Below are 13,811 nucleotides of genomic sequence, written 5' to 3'. Positions count from 1 at the left end.
CAATGAGGCCGTGGGGGCAACACCTGACATCCGTTTCCAACGGAGCCATCCGTCTTCGTGAAATTCTGGCATTCTCAAGGATCGGTGGACATGGCTCATCTTGAAGTTCAACGCGACGAGTTGACGCAGGCACTCAGAACGTTGAGGCGTGTGATGAAGCCGACGTCTCATGAAGAGTTGGTGTTGACCCTTGAGAACAAACAGCTGGTCATCGCATGTGTCGGGGCCAGCACCGCCATCAACGCCTCCGGTCGGTGGACCGGAAGCGTCACAGTGTCCTCGCGATCACTCCTGCCGTTGGGGCGGCTACCCTCGGACTCCGACCCGATTCGGCTTGAGGTCCAGGATGGACGTCTCCGCATCGGAAAGCTGTCCGTGCCGTGCAAATGGAATGAGTCAGAGGATCCGCAGATCGAACTTCCTCTGAACCCGCCGCTCCCCTTGCTCCTCAGTCTCGCGCGAGCGTACTCCGCGACCGAAATCGCCAACCAAAGCGGCGACGTGGCCAAGCTGATCGGCTCGGCAACGACGCGAGCGAATCAAATCGTTAGCGATGTGCATCGCAGCCTCGCGCCTTTTGGTATTCCGAAAGACGCGGTTACGGAGTTCGTCGAGACGTATATTCCTGAGCATAAGCGTGAACCAAACCGGTCAAGACCAGACGCAGACGAGAAGGACGGCTCGGGCTCGTAGGTACAGAGGCACGACGGTAAGGATCGCGACTGTACGGCCGGCGCCACACGCCGCGCCAACGAGTCCTGTCCGACGCCGTAGCCGTGGAGTGGAGTTACCCCAGCGGTCTCAATCGGTGAACGCAACATCTTGGCATTGGCTGTCCCCGACTGCCAGGACGTATGCGATGCGCCAGCGGGAAGCGTACGGGAGGGCTGATCGAAGCGGACCACGTCAGTCTTTACGTGCGCTGCAGCCTCTGATTTCCGGTTCGGTGTTCCCACGTCGCGACCAGGAACGCCGCCATCGCCCCAGCTAAATTGACTGCCAATTCAGCGTGTCTCGGTTGCGGCTTCACCGGTTTGGGACCGTGGCCGTGCGCATCGCCAAGCTTGTTGCGAATCGCCGCCAGATTGCCCACGACGGACTGACAATTCCCGAGGATTGCCCGAAAGATCTCCTCGTCGTGCTGGCCGGGGGCGAGATTCAAACGGCTCGCCACCATCGACCACAGTTTGGGAAGATCGCGATTACGGCCGGGGTTCACATCAAGTTCATCGAGAATATGTTTGCAGGTGTCTTCGAGCAGGCTCCTTGCAGCCGTGATCGCACCTTCTGGGTCCGTGGATCGACGGGCCAGCGCCTTCCGCCATGCTTCTCGTATACTCTCCGAACTCAGACCATCGAGCGTGGCGGCGACCACCGGGTCACCGGGGCCATGGTCTGAAGACTCGAGGGATTCGATCAAAGGCCGGAACTCATTTCCGATTAGTTCCCGACGCTCGGCGTACGTTGACGCCTCACCTTGAATCCAATCCCAGAATCCCTGCAGGTCACTGTGACGCCGCACGAAGCCCGGCAATCTCCCCCTGATCTGACTACGCTTTATGAGCAGGCGCCGGACCTCTCTGTATTCGACATCAAGACAATCATGCGCCGGCCTTCCGCCCGCGAATGTGCTACCCGTGGCGCGGTTCGTCAGAATGTCCTTCAGGCGCATGATTATGTCAAGAATTTCATCTTGCATTTTCCGGTTCCTCCCTGCTCATCAAGTGACGAAGACGTGAAGTTGTGCGGTGAACCACCCTGCCAACGGTAGTCTTGCCTAACCGTACTCAGAAATCCGTCGCGAGGTCGAGGAGGACCTTGCCGAAGGAGCGGTTGGACTCGACGTGGCGGTGGGCCTCGGCGGCCTCGGCCAGGGGGAAGACGCGGTCGATGACGGGGCGCAGGTGGGAGGGGTCCCCCTCCGGGGCCGTGAAGCCGGGGAGAAAGCGGGTCGCGAACATCTCCGTGAGGGTCGCCTTCTCCGCCTTCGAGCGGGCGCGGAGGACGGTGCCGACCACGGTCGCGCGCTTCCCCATGAGCTGGCGGAGATCGGCCTCGACCTTCATGCCGCCCATGACGCCGACGATGACGAGGCGGCCCAGGGTGGCGAGGCTGGCCATGTTCGCCTCCCAGTACGGGGCGCCGACGGTGTCGAGGATGACGTCGGCGCCGGCCCGGGCGGTGTGCTGCGCGATGGCGTCGGCGAAGGAGCCGGCCCGACGGTCGACGGCGAGGTCGTGCGGCAGTCCGGCTTCACGCAGGCGGCGAAGCTTGTCCGCCGACGCCGTGGCGATGATCGACCCCGCTCCCGCGGCCCGGGCAAGCTGCAGGGCGGCCGTTCCGACGCCGCCGCCGGCCGTGTGCACGAGCACGCACTCGCCGGAGCGCAGGCGGCCGCGCTCGACGAGGGCATCCGCCGCGGTGAGGAAGACCTCCGGGATCGCTCCCGCCTCGGTCCAGCTCAGCGTCGGCGGGACGGGCAGGAGCTGCCCGGCCGGCACCGTCACCCGCTCGCCGTATCCGCCGCCGCCGAGAATGCCCATCACGCGGTCGCCCGCCGACCAGCCGGCGACGCCGGTCCCGACCGTCTCGATCTCACCGGCGAACTCGAGCCCCGGAATGTCGGGCGGGGCGTCGGCAGGCGCCGGATAGCGGCCCATCCGCTGCAGGAGATCGGCCCGGTTGATCCCCGCGCACCGCACGCGCACCCGCACCTCGCCGGCCGCGGCGACCGGGTCGTCCCGCTCGACGAGTTCCAGGACCTCCGGGCCGCCGGGTTCCCGGATGCGGATCGCCCTCATGCGTCCGCGCTCCCCGCCGTCGGTGTGGCCGCTGCCGAAGGGGCTGTCCCCGCGCCAGTGGCCACGCCGAAGGCGCGCCGCGCGGCGTCCAGCCGTTCGGGCGTTCCGATGTCGTACCACGCCGCGCCCGTCGCGTCGAACACTCCGACGTGCTCCCCGTCCCCAATCCAGTCCATGTACGAATCCATGATCGAGAAGACGCCTCCTTCCGCGTGGCGTTCGAATACGCGCGGTGAGAACACGTGAATGCCGCAGAATCCGACCTCCCGGGCTTCGCCCGCGCTCGACGGCTCGCGCGCGATGACTTCCCACCCCTCCGACCGGTTCGCGCGCCCGTACACGCCCCGGCCGTCCGCCAGGAGAGGGCGCGACGTTTCCCGCTCCGCGATCGCGAGCGTGGCCAGCCGCCCATCCCGCGCCTCGCCTTCCAGGTGCGCGCGATACAGCGCGGCGAGATCGACCTCCGTCACGACGTCGCAGTTGTGGAGCAGGAAGGGTTCCCGCGCCTCGAACAGCGACCGTGCGTGGAAGAGCCCGCCGCTCGTGTCCAGGGGAGCCGGCGACTCCTCGTCCTCCCGCGACACGAACACGGGGACGCCCAGCGACGACGCCTCGGCCCACGCCGCCACCTGCCCGGCCAGATAGTGTGCGTTCACGATCAGGCGGTGGGCGCCCGCCGCGACGAGGTTGCCGGCGACGCGCTCCAGGAGAGGGGCGCCGCCGAAGTCGACGAGCGCCTTGGGCGTCGCGTCGGTGAGCGGCCGCAGGCGGCGCCCCCGGCCCGCCGCGAAGATCATCGCCTCCACGCGTCCGCCCCCGCCCTCCGGCTCAGACGCGCGCGGGACGGCGGGGCCAGTCCGCCGACTCCCGGTGCGTGACCTCCACGCGCACGTCGGGGAAGCGCACGCTCAGGTGCTGGCGCAGCCGCTCCGCCATGTACACCGAGCGGTGCTGTCCCCCCGTACACCCGAAATGCACGCCCAGGCTGTGGAACCCGCGCTTCAGGTAGTTCGCGATGTGCGCGTCCACGATCCCCCGCACCCGTTCCCAGAACTCCTGCGCCTCCGGCCGGGCCGCGATGAAGGCGATCGTCTCCTCATCGAGACCCGTGAGGTTGCGGTACGCCTCCTCGCGGCCCGGATTCGGGAGCCCGCGGCAGTCGAACACGTATCCTCCGCCGTGACCCGACGTGTCCGCCGGATATCCGCCGGGATACCGGAAGCTCGAGACCGTCACCTCCAGCCCTCCCTCGGCCGCCGACGGCTCCGCCTTGCGACTCCAGCGATCGGCGATCGCGCGCAGCGCCCCCTCGAGTTCGGGCACCTGCGCGGGGAGACCGGCCTCGAGCAGCCCCCGCAGGTTCTCCGCCGCGTAGGGCACGCTCTGCAGGAAGCGCGGCTTTCGCTCGAAGAACCCCCGGTAGCCGTAGGCCCCGAGCGCCTGCAGCAGCCGCACGAGAACATAGCCGGGCCAGAGTTCGAGGAACTCCTCGCGCCCCGCGACCCCGCGCGACTCGATGACGCCGACGTAGTGGTCGAGCAGCGCCTCGCGGTGCCGGCGGGCGAGATTCGCCTTCGAGTCGTAGAGCAGCGACGCCACGTCGTATTGCAGCGCCCCGCGCCGTCCGCCCTGGTAGTCGATGAACCAGGGTTCCGGACCCTTCGGCCCCGGCCGCACCATCACGTTTCGCGACTGGAGGTCGCGGTACAGGAACCACGACGGCTCGGCGGCGAGCAGATGGCCCGCCAGCCGCGAGAAGTCCCGTTCGAGACGCGCCTCGTTGAACGGGATGTGCGCGAGCTTGAGGAAGTGGTACTTGAAGTAGTTGAGGTCCCAGAGGATGGACTGCCGGTCGAACGCCGCCCGGGGATAGGCGCGCCGGAAGTCGATCCGGTCCCCGCCCTCGACCTGGAAGCGGGGGAGGATGTCGAGCACCCGCCGGTAGAGGGGGAGAACGGCGTCGGGAAAGGCGTCCGATCCCGGTTCGCGCGCCTCCTTGATCGCGTCGAAGAGGGTCGTGTCGCCGAGATCCTCGAGGAGCCACACGCCGGACTTCTCGTCGGCTCCGTACACCTCGGGCACGGGCAGTCCGAGTTCGCGCAACGTGCGGGAGTAGGAGAGAAAGGCCCGGTTCTCCATGGGGTCGGGCCCGTGGGCGCCCACGGCGGACGCCCCGTCCCGCGCCGTGAGACGCCAGTAGCTGCGGGTGGAGCCGTCCGCGGCGACGGGACGGATGTCCCGCGGCGGTTCGCCGTGCCACTCGACGAAGAGCGCCGACGCGAGGTCGACCAGCGCCTTGCCGGGAATCGCCTTGCCGGGAACCATCAGCCGGCCGGAATCGCGGGGCCCGCGCCGGGCCGGGCCCGGAGCGCGCCCACGAGATCCTCGAGGCGCGCGACGCCGTTCGCCTTCAGGTGCTCCGAGATCCCCTCATGGACCGCCACCGCCGCGCCCGGGTCGACGAACGAAGCCGTCCCGATCTGGACGAGGCAGGCGCCGGCGAGGACGTACTGCAGCGCGTCCTCCGCGTTGCGGATTCCCCCGATCCCCATGATCGGAAGCTCGCACGTCTGCCGCGCCCGCCACGTCGCGTAGACGCCCATGGGGAGGATGGCGGGGCCGCTCACGCCGCCGGACCGGTTGCCGATCAGCGGTTCGCGGCGCGCGACGTCGACGACCATCCCGGGGAAGGTGTTGATCGCGCTCAGGCCGTCGGCCCCCGCCTCCTCGCAGATGCGGGCGAAGTCGCCCACGTCGGGGACGTTGGGCGTGAGCTTGATCACGAGCGGCCGCTCCGTGCAGCCGCGGAGCCGCGCCACGAGGTCGGCCAGCGCCCGTTCGTCGGTGCCGAACATCGTGCCGCCCTTCACGTTGGGGCAGGAGACGTTGATCTCGTACCCGAGGAAGCCGTCCTCTCCGTCGAGCCCGCTCACGACGGCGGCAAAATCCTCCGCCGAGTGCCCGACGACGTTCACGAACACCTGCGCGCGGCGGAGGTGCTCGCGCAGCCAGGGGAGTTTCTCCGCGATGAAGCCGCGCAGGCCGGGGTTCTCGAGCCCGATCGCGTTGATCATCCCGCCGGGCGTCTCCGCGACGCGGTGCGGCGGGTTCCCGGGGCGCGGCTCGAGGCTCACCGCCTTCGTGACCAGCCCACCGATCTCATCGAGGGGAATGAGATCCGCGTATTCCTGTCCGTAGCCGCAGGTGCCCGAGGCCAGGAGCACGGGACTCGGAAACTCCGCCCCGAACACGCGCTGGACGAGGCCCGGGGACGCCGCGGCCGAGGTCAGATCGCCCCCCAGTCGAGTTCCTCCGCGGGGAAGACGGAGCCCTCGATGCACGACTTCACCCAGCGACCGTCCGCCCCGCGCACCACGCACCCCTGGCAGGTGCCGATCCCGCAGCCCATGTGTTCCTCCACCGAGACCTGGAGCCTGCGGCCGTGTTCCCGCGCGAAGGCCTCGAGCGCCCGGAGGAGCGGCGTCGGACCGCAGCCGAGGAGAAGCGCGTTCGACGCCGGGTCGAGGCCGGCGGTCACGAGCCCCTTCCGGCCGTCGCTCCCGTCTTCCGTGAACAACTCCGGGTCGTGCTCCGTGAGGCGGGCGATGAGCCCGGGGTCGAAGACGGCTCCGGCGTCCCGCTCTCCGTAGATGAGCCGCACCCGCCGTCCCGCGGCGGCCTCGCGCGCCGCGAGGAAGATGAACGGGGCAAGCCCGACGCCGCCCGCGATGCACTCGATCTCCGCGCCCTCCGTGTCGAAGGGTCGGCCGAGCGGGCCGAGAAGGAGGGCGGTCTGGCCGACCTCCAATTTCGCCAGCGCCCGGGTGCCCTGCCCGTAGGCGCGCAGCAGGATGCCGACCTCGCCGCCGGGGCCCGTCCAGCCGACGCTAAACGGACGCGGGAGGAGCCAGGCCCCCGGCGCGTCGAGCCCGACGCCGAGCATGACGAACTGCCCGGGCAGCGCGGCGGCCGCGATGTCCGGGCAGTCGAACTCCTGCCACCAGGTATCGCGGGCCACGAGACGCGTGGAGAGCAGCGTCGCCCGCCGGCTCACCGGCACCGCGCGCTCCGCGGCGACAACGCCGCCGGCGCTCAGCACCCCGACTCCGGCGCGGGAGCGTACCGGCGCAGCAGGTCCTCGCGGTACGCCACGATCGCGTCCGCGACCGCCCGCGCGATGGCTTCCTGCCCCTCCGCACCGTTCAGGTAGCGCTCCTCTTCGGCGTTGGAAAGAAAACCGACTTCGACGATCACGGATGGCATGCGCACGAGCGCTCCGAGCAGCACCCACCACGGGCCCTGGATGACGCCGCGGTCGGGCGACCCGCCGCGACGGGCGCTCCGGATCGAGTTCTGCACAAACCCGGCGAAGAGCCGCGACTCGGCAAGATTCTCGGTCCGGTCCAGTCCCGCGAGGATGAACCGGACGTCGGACGGCGAACCTGCCGCGTCGTCCACGTCGGGGCCCCGGTTCTCCCGCAGCGCAATCTCGCGCGCCTCCTCCGAGCGGGCCTGCCCGAGGAAGATGGTCTCGAATCCGCGCGCTCGTTCGTCCGCCGCGGCGTTGGCGTGGATCGAGACGAAGAGATCCCCGGCCCGGTCCACCGCGAACTGGGAGCGCTGGTCGAGGTCCACGTAGACATCCGTGTCCCGGGTCAGGTAGGGCTCGACCATCTCCCGCCCTTCAAGCTCCTCGTACAGTCGTCTCGCGATCGCGAGCACGATGTCCTTCTCCTGGCTGGCGCCGCCCAGCGTGCCCGGGTCGCGGCCTCCGTGCCCCGGATCGATGATCACGCGCCACGGCGCGGCCGGGTCGACGCGGGCCGGCAACGGATCGTCGGCTGGCGGGGCGGCGGAGGGGGACGCCGGGGACGCCGGGGATGACGCGGACGGCTCCGACGGCTCGGACCCCGGGGACACGGCAGCGACCTGTGGCGATCCCTCCGACACCCACCGCGTGACGAACTCGGCCGGAAGCCAGAAGGCGCCGCCTTCCTCGTAAGGCGGATTCGCAAGCTGCACGGTGCGTTCCCCGTGTCGGAAGAAGGGCGATTCCGCCTCGAACGCGACCTCTTCGCCGTGGAGGCGGGCCCGAAGAAAAACGCCGTTGCGCGTGACGTCATCGAGGACGCTCTCCAGTGCGAGCGCCAGATCCGCCGCCTCCACCGCGGGGTAGGCCCGGTGCCGCGCGACGGCGAGACTCACGGTGCGGCCCGACACCTCCGCCTGTACCGTCTCGGGGGGCGCCTGCGCCTCGAGTCTCGTCAGGATCCCCGAAAGCACGGCCTGCGCGACGACGATGGCGACGGCGGCGGCGGCAACCACCAGCCGCCCGCCCGCGCCGACCCGTCCGCGTTCGCCGCGGGCTCCCCGGTCAACCACCACGCGCGGCCTCTCTCGTCGCCCGCTCTACCTCCCGCCGCATCGTCTTCCTCTTCAGGTCCTCCCGCCGATCCCGGTGCTTCTTCCCCCGCGCCAACCCCAGCGTGACCTTGGCAAAGCCCCGCCGAAAATGGAGATCCAGCGGCACGAGCGTCAGCCCGCCCTCCCGCGTCTTCGAGCGCAGGCGATCGATCTCCCGCCGCCTGAGCAGGAGTTTTCGCGGACGCACCGGGTCGGGGGCGTCGATCGTCGCCTTGTCGTACGGAGGAATGTGGAGATTATGGAGCCACGCCTCTCCGGCGTCGATGCGCCCGTACGAGTCGGTGAAGCTCGCCTTGCCGTCCCGGAGCGATTTCACCTCCGCGCCCCGCAGCACGATCCCCGCCTCGAACTGTTCGAGCACTTCGTAGTCGTGGCGCGCCTTCCTGTTGCGGGCGATGACCCGGACCCCATCGAGATCGCCCACGGCTCACTCCCGGGACGCCTCGCCGTCGGCGTCGCCGGCGCTCTCATCGGCCCTCGGCGCCTCCCCCGCCTCGTCTCCGGTTCCGTCTGCCGCCTCATCCCCGGACCCGTCCTCCGGGCGTTCCTCCGGCGCCGCGCCCTCCGCCAGCGCCGCGCGGTAGGCCTCCTTGGACTCGGAGACGCGCGCTTCGAGGTCGGAGCGAGCCTGCCGGGCCGCGTCCTTCCCCGCCTTTAGCGCCTCCCCCGCCTTCTTCTGGCGGTCGGCGACGTTTCGGCGGAAGGCCCCCACGCGCGTTCCCACCTGATCGCGCGTGCGGTCGTAGCGGTCCCCGAGCGTATCCCGGAGGTCCGTGAGTCGCTCCCCCGTCCCCTCCTTGAACCGGCGGGCTCCCTCCCGCAGATCGGCCTGCGTCTCGCGTCCGGACTTCGGCGCCAGAAGCAGCGCGACGCCCGCGCCCACCAGGGCGCCGCAGACGAATGCGACGACCCCGGACGCCCGGCGTTCCACGATCACGTACGGTTGTTGATCCTGCTCCGACTCCGACATGTCACTCACTCTCCTGCTGGCGCCCTGGCGAAATCCGCTGGCTCGGCGAAGCCCGATAGCTCGGCGCAACCTGTCGGCCGCGACCGTCTACGACCCACCGCCGCCCTCTACAACCCGCCGGTATGCGGCCGGATCCCACTCGGGCCGTTCTTCGGCGTCGGCGATGCGATGCCCGAGATGAAAGATGAGACGCGCGATGCGCGCCGTCTTGTCGTACAGAATCCGGTCCGGTTCGTCGTTGGGACCGTGATAGTCCTCGTGCGTGCCCGTGAAGAAGAAGAGAATGGGTACGCCCTTCCTCGCAAAGTTGTAGTGGTCCGAGCGGAAGTAGAAATTCTCCTCCGGCCACGGGTCGTCGATCGTCTCGAGCCCGAGTTCCGGGTGATCCCGCAGCGTCTGCCGAAGCGTCGTGCCGAGCGTCGATTCGTCGGCGCCGATCGCCACGACGGTGTCGCGCCAGTTCCGTCCGATCATGTCGATGTTCAGGTTGGCGACCGTCGCCCCGAGGGGAAACAGCGGGTTCTCCGCATACCAGGCGGAGCCGAGAAGGCCGCGCTCCTCCCCGCTCACGGTCATGAACACGAGGGAACGGCGAGGCGGCGTTTCCAGCGACGCGAACGCCTGGGCGAGTTCGATGATCGCCGCGGTTCCCGAGGCGTCGTCATCGGCGCCGTTGTAGATGGAGTCGCCATCGACGGGCCGCCCCACGCCCACGTGATCCATGTGGGCGGTGAAGACGACGAACTCGCCGCGCAGGTCGGGATCCGAACCCTCGATCCAGCCGATCGTGTTGTAGGCCCTCTCCTCGCGGAATTCGGAGTGCGTGCGCACCGTCGCCTCCCAAACGTTCGTGCCCGCGCCGGAAGCGAGGGCCGCACGCAGCGCCTCGGGGAGCGCGTGCGTCCGGACGAGCGCCACCGGGGCGCCGAGTTCCTCCGGCATGCCGACGGAAAGCCGCTCCCGCGCGTAGAAGCGCCGGATGCCGTCGAAGTAGTCGTCCGCCGCATCGATCGCGAGCAGAACGGCGACGGCGCCGCCATCGAGGATGCCGCGGACGGATTCGAGGCCCCGCCGCATGTCATCGGACGGCACCCGCATGATCGCGACAGCGCCCGAGGGGGGGTCCGCGCCGCCGGGCGTCACGACCGCGAGCGGACCTGCGGCCTGGCCGCGGCCGCCGGGAACGGAGAGGTAGTCGGATATGTCGATCGTCCCGCCGCCCGGACCGTCGATCTCGAGCAACTGCCGCCCGGGGGAGCCGGCTCGGGAAGCGGTCAGCGGATACTCCTGCAGATAGCTGTCCCCGTCCGCCGGCTGGAGGCCGAACTCCTCGAAACGGCGGGCGATGTGTCGCGCCGCCTTGTTCAGTTCCGGGCTCGGCGTCGCCCGGCCGCGCATCGAATCATGCGCCAGGGCGCCGATGCGAAAACGCAGGTCGTCCGCGGTGATGGTCGCCGCTCCGGCCCCGGTCCCGGCCTGCGCGGAGATGCCCGCGGGGGAGGCCGCGAGTGCCAGCAGCGGAACCCATAGCTTCCTTTTCATTCGCTTCCTTCCCGGAGAGACGTTCGATCGAAGGCGAGTCCGCGACGTGTAGCGGGGCTCCGCCACGGGCTGCTAGTCTTTTCCGATGACCGAAGGCACCGCAACTCTCACCCCCGCTCTCGAAGCTTCCCGACAGCGCCTCGATCTCGCGAGTCCGCGCGAGATCGTGGGCCTTTCGCACCTCGAACTCGTGGCGCGCCATATCGTCGAAGGGTTTCTCATCGGGCTCCACGACTCGCCGAAGCGCGGCTTTTCCGCCGAGTTCGCCGAGGATCGCCCCTACAACCACGGCGACGACCTCCGCTACCTGGACTGGAAGGCCTACGCGCGGACGGACCGCCTCTTCATCAAGCAATACGAGGAGGAGACGAACCTGCGGGCCTACCTTCTCGTCGACGTGAGCCGGTCGATGGGGTGGGTGTCGGACGAGGAGCGCTTTCCGACCAAGCTCGCCTACGCGCGGCTGCTCGCGGCCTCGCTTTCGCTGCTCCTCGTACAGCAGGGGGACGCGACGGGACTCATCGCCTTCGACGAGGCGCTGCGGGCGCACATCGCGCCGCGCACCACGCGCCGCCACTGGCGCCGGCTGCTGGGCGAACTCACGCGCCTCTCCGCCGATGGCCGGACCGATGCGGGTTCGGCGCTCAAGGAGATCGCCGGACGGCTGCAGCGGCGGGGTCTCGTCGTGCTCATCTCGGACCTGCTGGTGGACCCGGAAACCACGCGGATGTCCCTGCGCTATCTCCGGCATCGCGGCCATGAAGTGATCCTGTTCCACATCATGGACCCCGGCGAGCGGGAACTTCCCGCGGAGGGGGAGGCGATCTTCTTCGACCCCGAGACGGGCGAGGAACTGGGCGCCAACTCCGCGGCGCTCCGAAGGCAGTACCGGGAGGCGGTCGAGGCGGCGATCGACGGCTGGCGCAAGGAGGCGCTGCGCTGGGGAGCCGACTATGCGCTCCTCACGACGGACACCCCCCTCGGACTCGCGCTGCGGCAGTTCATGCGCCGCCGTGCCGGCGGATGACGGGAGCCGAGATGACGGGAGCCGAAGTGGCTTGAGCTTCCTCTACCTGTGGGCGGTCGCGCTCGGGCTGAGCGCCGTCGTGCCGCTCATCCTCCACCTGCGGCGGCGGCAGACGGACCGGCGCGTGTCCTTTCCGGCGCTCCGCTACCTGAGCCGCGCGGAAGACGCGCGCTCGAGGTCGCTCGCGGCCTCGGACCTGCTGCTGCTCGCCGTGCGGATCGGTCTCCTGATCGCACTCGCGCTCGCCGCGGCGGGTCCGCTCATCGGACGGGGCGGCGCCCACGACCACGAGCCGACGGACCTCGCGCTCATCGTGGACAACTCGGCGAGCGTCGGGCGGCTGGACGAAGACCGCCTCCTGTTCGAGTCGCTCGTGGAGCTGGCCCGGTCGGCGCTCGCCGCGGCCCGTCCCGAAGACCGCGTGTGGCTCTTCCCCACTGTGGGAGAACCGCTCGCGGCCGGCGTCTCCGCGGGGCGCGCCGCGCCGGCTCTCGGGCAGCTCCGGCCGACGGACGGTGCGGCCGATCTCGCCGCCGTCGTGGCCCGGGCGGCCGCGGCGCTCCCCGCCGACGGCGAGCGACGGCGCGAAGTCCAGTTGCTGTCGGACCTCCAGGCGTCGGCTCTGCGGACCGCCCCGACGGCGGCAGGCGACGCCGCCCCTCTCGTGGCCTACGCGCCGCCGCCGCCGGCCGAGCCGAACGGGGCGCTCGTCGATGTCGAACTCACCGGGGGCACCACCGCGCCGTCGGGGACGGGGCACGGCGTCATCGTACGGAGCGCACGCACCGGGCCGGGCGCCTCGCCGGATCCGCCGGACCCGCCGGACCTGTCAAACCCGGCCGCGGCGGAGGCCGACATCCGCCTGGAACTCGACGGGCGACTCGCCGGCGCGGCCCGGGCTCCGTGGGGAGCCAGCGCCATCCTCGGCCTCCCCGAACTCGCACCGGGGCTGCACGAGGGGCGGCTGGAGGTGGACCCCGGCGGCGCGCGGGCCGACGACCTGCGCTACTTCGCGATCCGGGTCGTGCCTCCGCCCACGGTCCGCTTCCACGGCAACCCGACCAGCTTCGTCGGGGTCGGAATCGAAACGCTCCGCGACGGAGGGCGGCTGGGAGCGGGAGCAAACGGGGCCGTAGCGGTCGTGGACGGGGATGTGAGCGTCGGCGCGCCGTGGGAGGGAGCGGGGACCGTCATCTTCGTTCCGCCCACGGACCCGGTCGATCTCGCGGCTTTCAATCAGGGGCTCGCTTCCGCGGGGATCGGCTGGCAGGCACGCGTCGACGCGGCATCGGGCGACCTTGGACTCGCGGAGCCGGAGGCCGCGTTCTCGCTCTCGGGGGTTCGGGTCCGGCAGCGCTACCTCCTGCGCGCGACCGTCGGCGGGTCGGCCGCGGACACGGCCCTGCTCCGCACGGAAGACGGAGAACCGTGGCTCATCCGCACGGAGTCGGACGATCGGCTGGCGCTGATCCTCGCCTCGCCGCTCACCGCCGGCGCCAGCGACCTCCCCGCGCATCCGGCCATGGTCCCCTTCCTCGAAGCGCTCCTCGTGCACTGGTCCCACCTCGCCACCTGGCCCTTCGCCGATTTCGGGGCGGGGCGGCCGCTGACCCTCCCGGAGTGGGCGAGCGAGGTCGAATCCCCCGACGGGACGATCCGGGGCGTGGAGGGCGGAGCGCGGTTCACGCCGCTCAGGGCGGGGGTGTATGCGGTCCGGGGCACGGGCAGCGACGGGGCGGCCGCGGAAACGCACTTCGCGGCGAACGTGCCGGCGGAGGAGATCGATCCCACGCCGATGGCGCGGCGCGAACTGGAGGAACTGTTCGCCGGCCGGCCGGTATTCACGGCGGGCCCCGACGCGGGCGCCTGGCAGGATGGTATCTTCCGCGCGCGGCGGGGCCGGGACATGGCCCCCTGGCTGATCGCGCTCGCGCTCGCGCTGATCGGAATCGAGTTGTACCTGGCGACGCCGGGCCGGTCGCGCCGCCCGCGCGCGGACGGTGAAGGGAGCGAGGTCACATCGGGCGCGTCGAACTGATTCGAACAT

At 70.3% G+C, this 13,811-nt stretch carries 13 protein-coding genes; 3 read left to right on the top strand and 10 right to left on the bottom strand.

Annotated elements, in window-relative coordinates; translation table 11 throughout:
* Positions 1-57 precede the first annotated feature (57 nt).
* A complete protein-coding gene (locus ACOGXI_RS16165) occupies positions 58-693 on the top strand; it encodes a hypothetical protein (RefSeq protein WP_419939840.1) in 636 nt (211 codons plus the stop codon).
* Positions 694-913: 220 nt separating this feature from the next.
* Here ACOGXI_RS16165 and ACOGXI_RS16160 read toward each other — a convergent pair whose 3' ends face one another.
* From ACOGXI_RS16160 to ACOGXI_RS16115, 10 genes are all read right to left on the bottom strand, one after another.
* Positions 914-1,699, bottom strand: coding sequence for an abortive infection family protein (locus ACOGXI_RS16160; RefSeq protein ID WP_419939839.1), 786 nt, complete (start codon positions 1,697-1,699; stop codon positions 914-916).
* A gap of 88 nt (positions 1,700-1,787) precedes the next feature.
* Entirely contained in the window at positions 1,788-2,801 is a 1,014-nt protein-coding gene (locus ACOGXI_RS16155; RefSeq protein ID WP_419939838.1) for an NAD(P)H-quinone oxidoreductase, read from the bottom strand.
* Positions 2,798-3,598 (bottom strand): nucleotidyltransferase family protein, encoded by an 801-nt coding sequence (locus ACOGXI_RS16150; RefSeq protein WP_419940229.1) that lies wholly within the window; start codon positions 3,596-3,598, stop codon positions 2,798-2,800. Before ACOGXI_RS16150 ends, ACOGXI_RS16155 begins: the two co-directional genes overlap by 4 nt.
* A gap of 31 nt (positions 3,599-3,629) precedes the next feature.
* Positions 3,630-5,126, bottom strand: coding sequence for a RapZ C-terminal domain-containing protein (locus tag ACOGXI_RS16145; RefSeq protein ID WP_419939837.1), 1,497 nt, complete (start codon positions 5,124-5,126; stop codon positions 3,630-3,632).
* Positions 5,126-6,142, bottom strand: coding sequence for a dihydroorotate dehydrogenase (locus ACOGXI_RS16140; protein WP_419939836.1), 1,017 nt, complete (start codon positions 6,140-6,142; stop codon positions 5,126-5,128). Before ACOGXI_RS16140 ends, ACOGXI_RS16145 begins: the two co-directional genes overlap by 1 nt.
* Positions 6,088-6,900 (bottom strand): dihydroorotate dehydrogenase, encoded by an 813-nt coding sequence (locus ACOGXI_RS16135; RefSeq protein WP_419939835.1) that lies wholly within the window; start codon positions 6,898-6,900, stop codon positions 6,088-6,090. Before ACOGXI_RS16135 ends, ACOGXI_RS16140 begins: the two co-directional genes overlap by 55 nt.
* A complete protein-coding gene (locus ACOGXI_RS16130) occupies positions 6,894-8,186 on the bottom strand; it encodes an N-acetylmuramoyl-L-alanine amidase family protein (RefSeq protein WP_419939834.1) in 1,293 nt (430 codons plus the stop codon). Before ACOGXI_RS16130 ends, ACOGXI_RS16135 begins: the two co-directional genes overlap by 7 nt.
* The gene (gene smpB / locus ACOGXI_RS16125) at positions 8,176-8,649 is read right to left on the bottom strand and encodes an SsrA-binding protein SmpB (RefSeq protein WP_419939833.1); all 474 of its coding nucleotides are present in this window, start codon (positions 8,647-8,649) and stop codon (positions 8,176-8,178) included. Before smpB ends, ACOGXI_RS16130 begins: the two co-directional genes overlap by 11 nt.
* A 3-nt stretch (positions 8,650-8,652) precedes the next feature.
* Complete coding sequence (locus tag ACOGXI_RS16120) at positions 8,653-9,195, bottom strand: YtxH domain-containing protein (RefSeq protein WP_419939832.1); 543 nt, start codon at positions 9,193-9,195, stop codon at positions 8,653-8,655.
* Positions 9,196-9,282: 87 nt separating this feature from the next.
* On the bottom strand, positions 9,283-10,737 hold the full coding sequence (locus ACOGXI_RS16115; RefSeq protein ID WP_419939831.1) for a M28 family peptidase: 1,455 nt from the start codon (positions 10,735-10,737) through the stop codon (positions 9,283-9,285).
* An 85-nt stretch (positions 10,738-10,822) separates the two neighbouring features.
* Here ACOGXI_RS16115 and ACOGXI_RS16110 point away from each other — a divergent pair, with 85 nt between their 5' ends.
* Positions 10,823-11,764 carry a DUF58 domain-containing protein gene (locus ACOGXI_RS16110; RefSeq protein WP_419939830.1) on the top strand — a complete coding sequence of 314 codons (942 nt, stop codon included), beginning with the start codon at positions 10,823-10,825 and terminating at the stop codon, positions 11,762-11,764.
* Positions 11,765-11,795: 31 nt separating this feature from the next.
* Entirely contained in the window at positions 11,796-13,802 is a 2,007-nt protein-coding gene (locus ACOGXI_RS16105) for a BatA domain-containing protein (protein ID WP_419939829.1), read from the top strand.
* The last annotated feature ends 9 nt before the right edge of the window (positions 13,803-13,811 follow it).

The organism is Candidatus Palauibacter sp., from assembly GCF_965208055.1.
GTDB lineage: Bacteria > Gemmatimonadota > Gemmatimonadetes > Palauibacterales > Palauibacteraceae > Palauibacter.
Note: the sequence above shows the minus strand (reverse complement) of the source record. Positions and strands in the feature narration are given on the sequence as shown.

Coding starts and splice junctions, on each gene's coding strand:
- ACOGXI_RS16160 (WP_419939839.1), bottom strand. CDS start 1,699: ATGCAAGATGAAATTCTTGACATAATCATGCGCCTGAAGGACATTCTG.
- ACOGXI_RS16155 (WP_419939838.1), bottom strand. CDS start 2,801: ATGAGGGCGATCCGCATCCGGGAACCCGGCGGCCCGGAGGTCCTGGAA.
- ACOGXI_RS16150 (WP_419940229.1), bottom strand. CDS start 3,598: ATGATCTTCGCGGCGGGCCGGGGGCGCCGCCTGCGGCCGCTCACCGAC.
- ACOGXI_RS16145 (WP_419939837.1), bottom strand. CDS start 5,126: ATGGTTCCCGGCAAGGCGATTCCCGGCAAGGCGCTGGTCGACCTCGCG.
- ACOGXI_RS16120 (WP_419939832.1), bottom strand. CDS start 9,195: ATGTCGGAGTCGGAGCAGGATCAACAACCGTACGTGATCGTGGAACGC.
- ACOGXI_RS16115 (WP_419939831.1), bottom strand. CDS start 10,737: ATGAAAAGGAAGCTATGGGTTCCGCTGCTGGCACTCGCGGCCTCCCCC.
- ACOGXI_RS16110 (WP_419939830.1), top strand. CDS start 10,823: ATGACCGAAGGCACCGCAACTCTCACCCCCGCTCTCGAAGCTTCCCGA.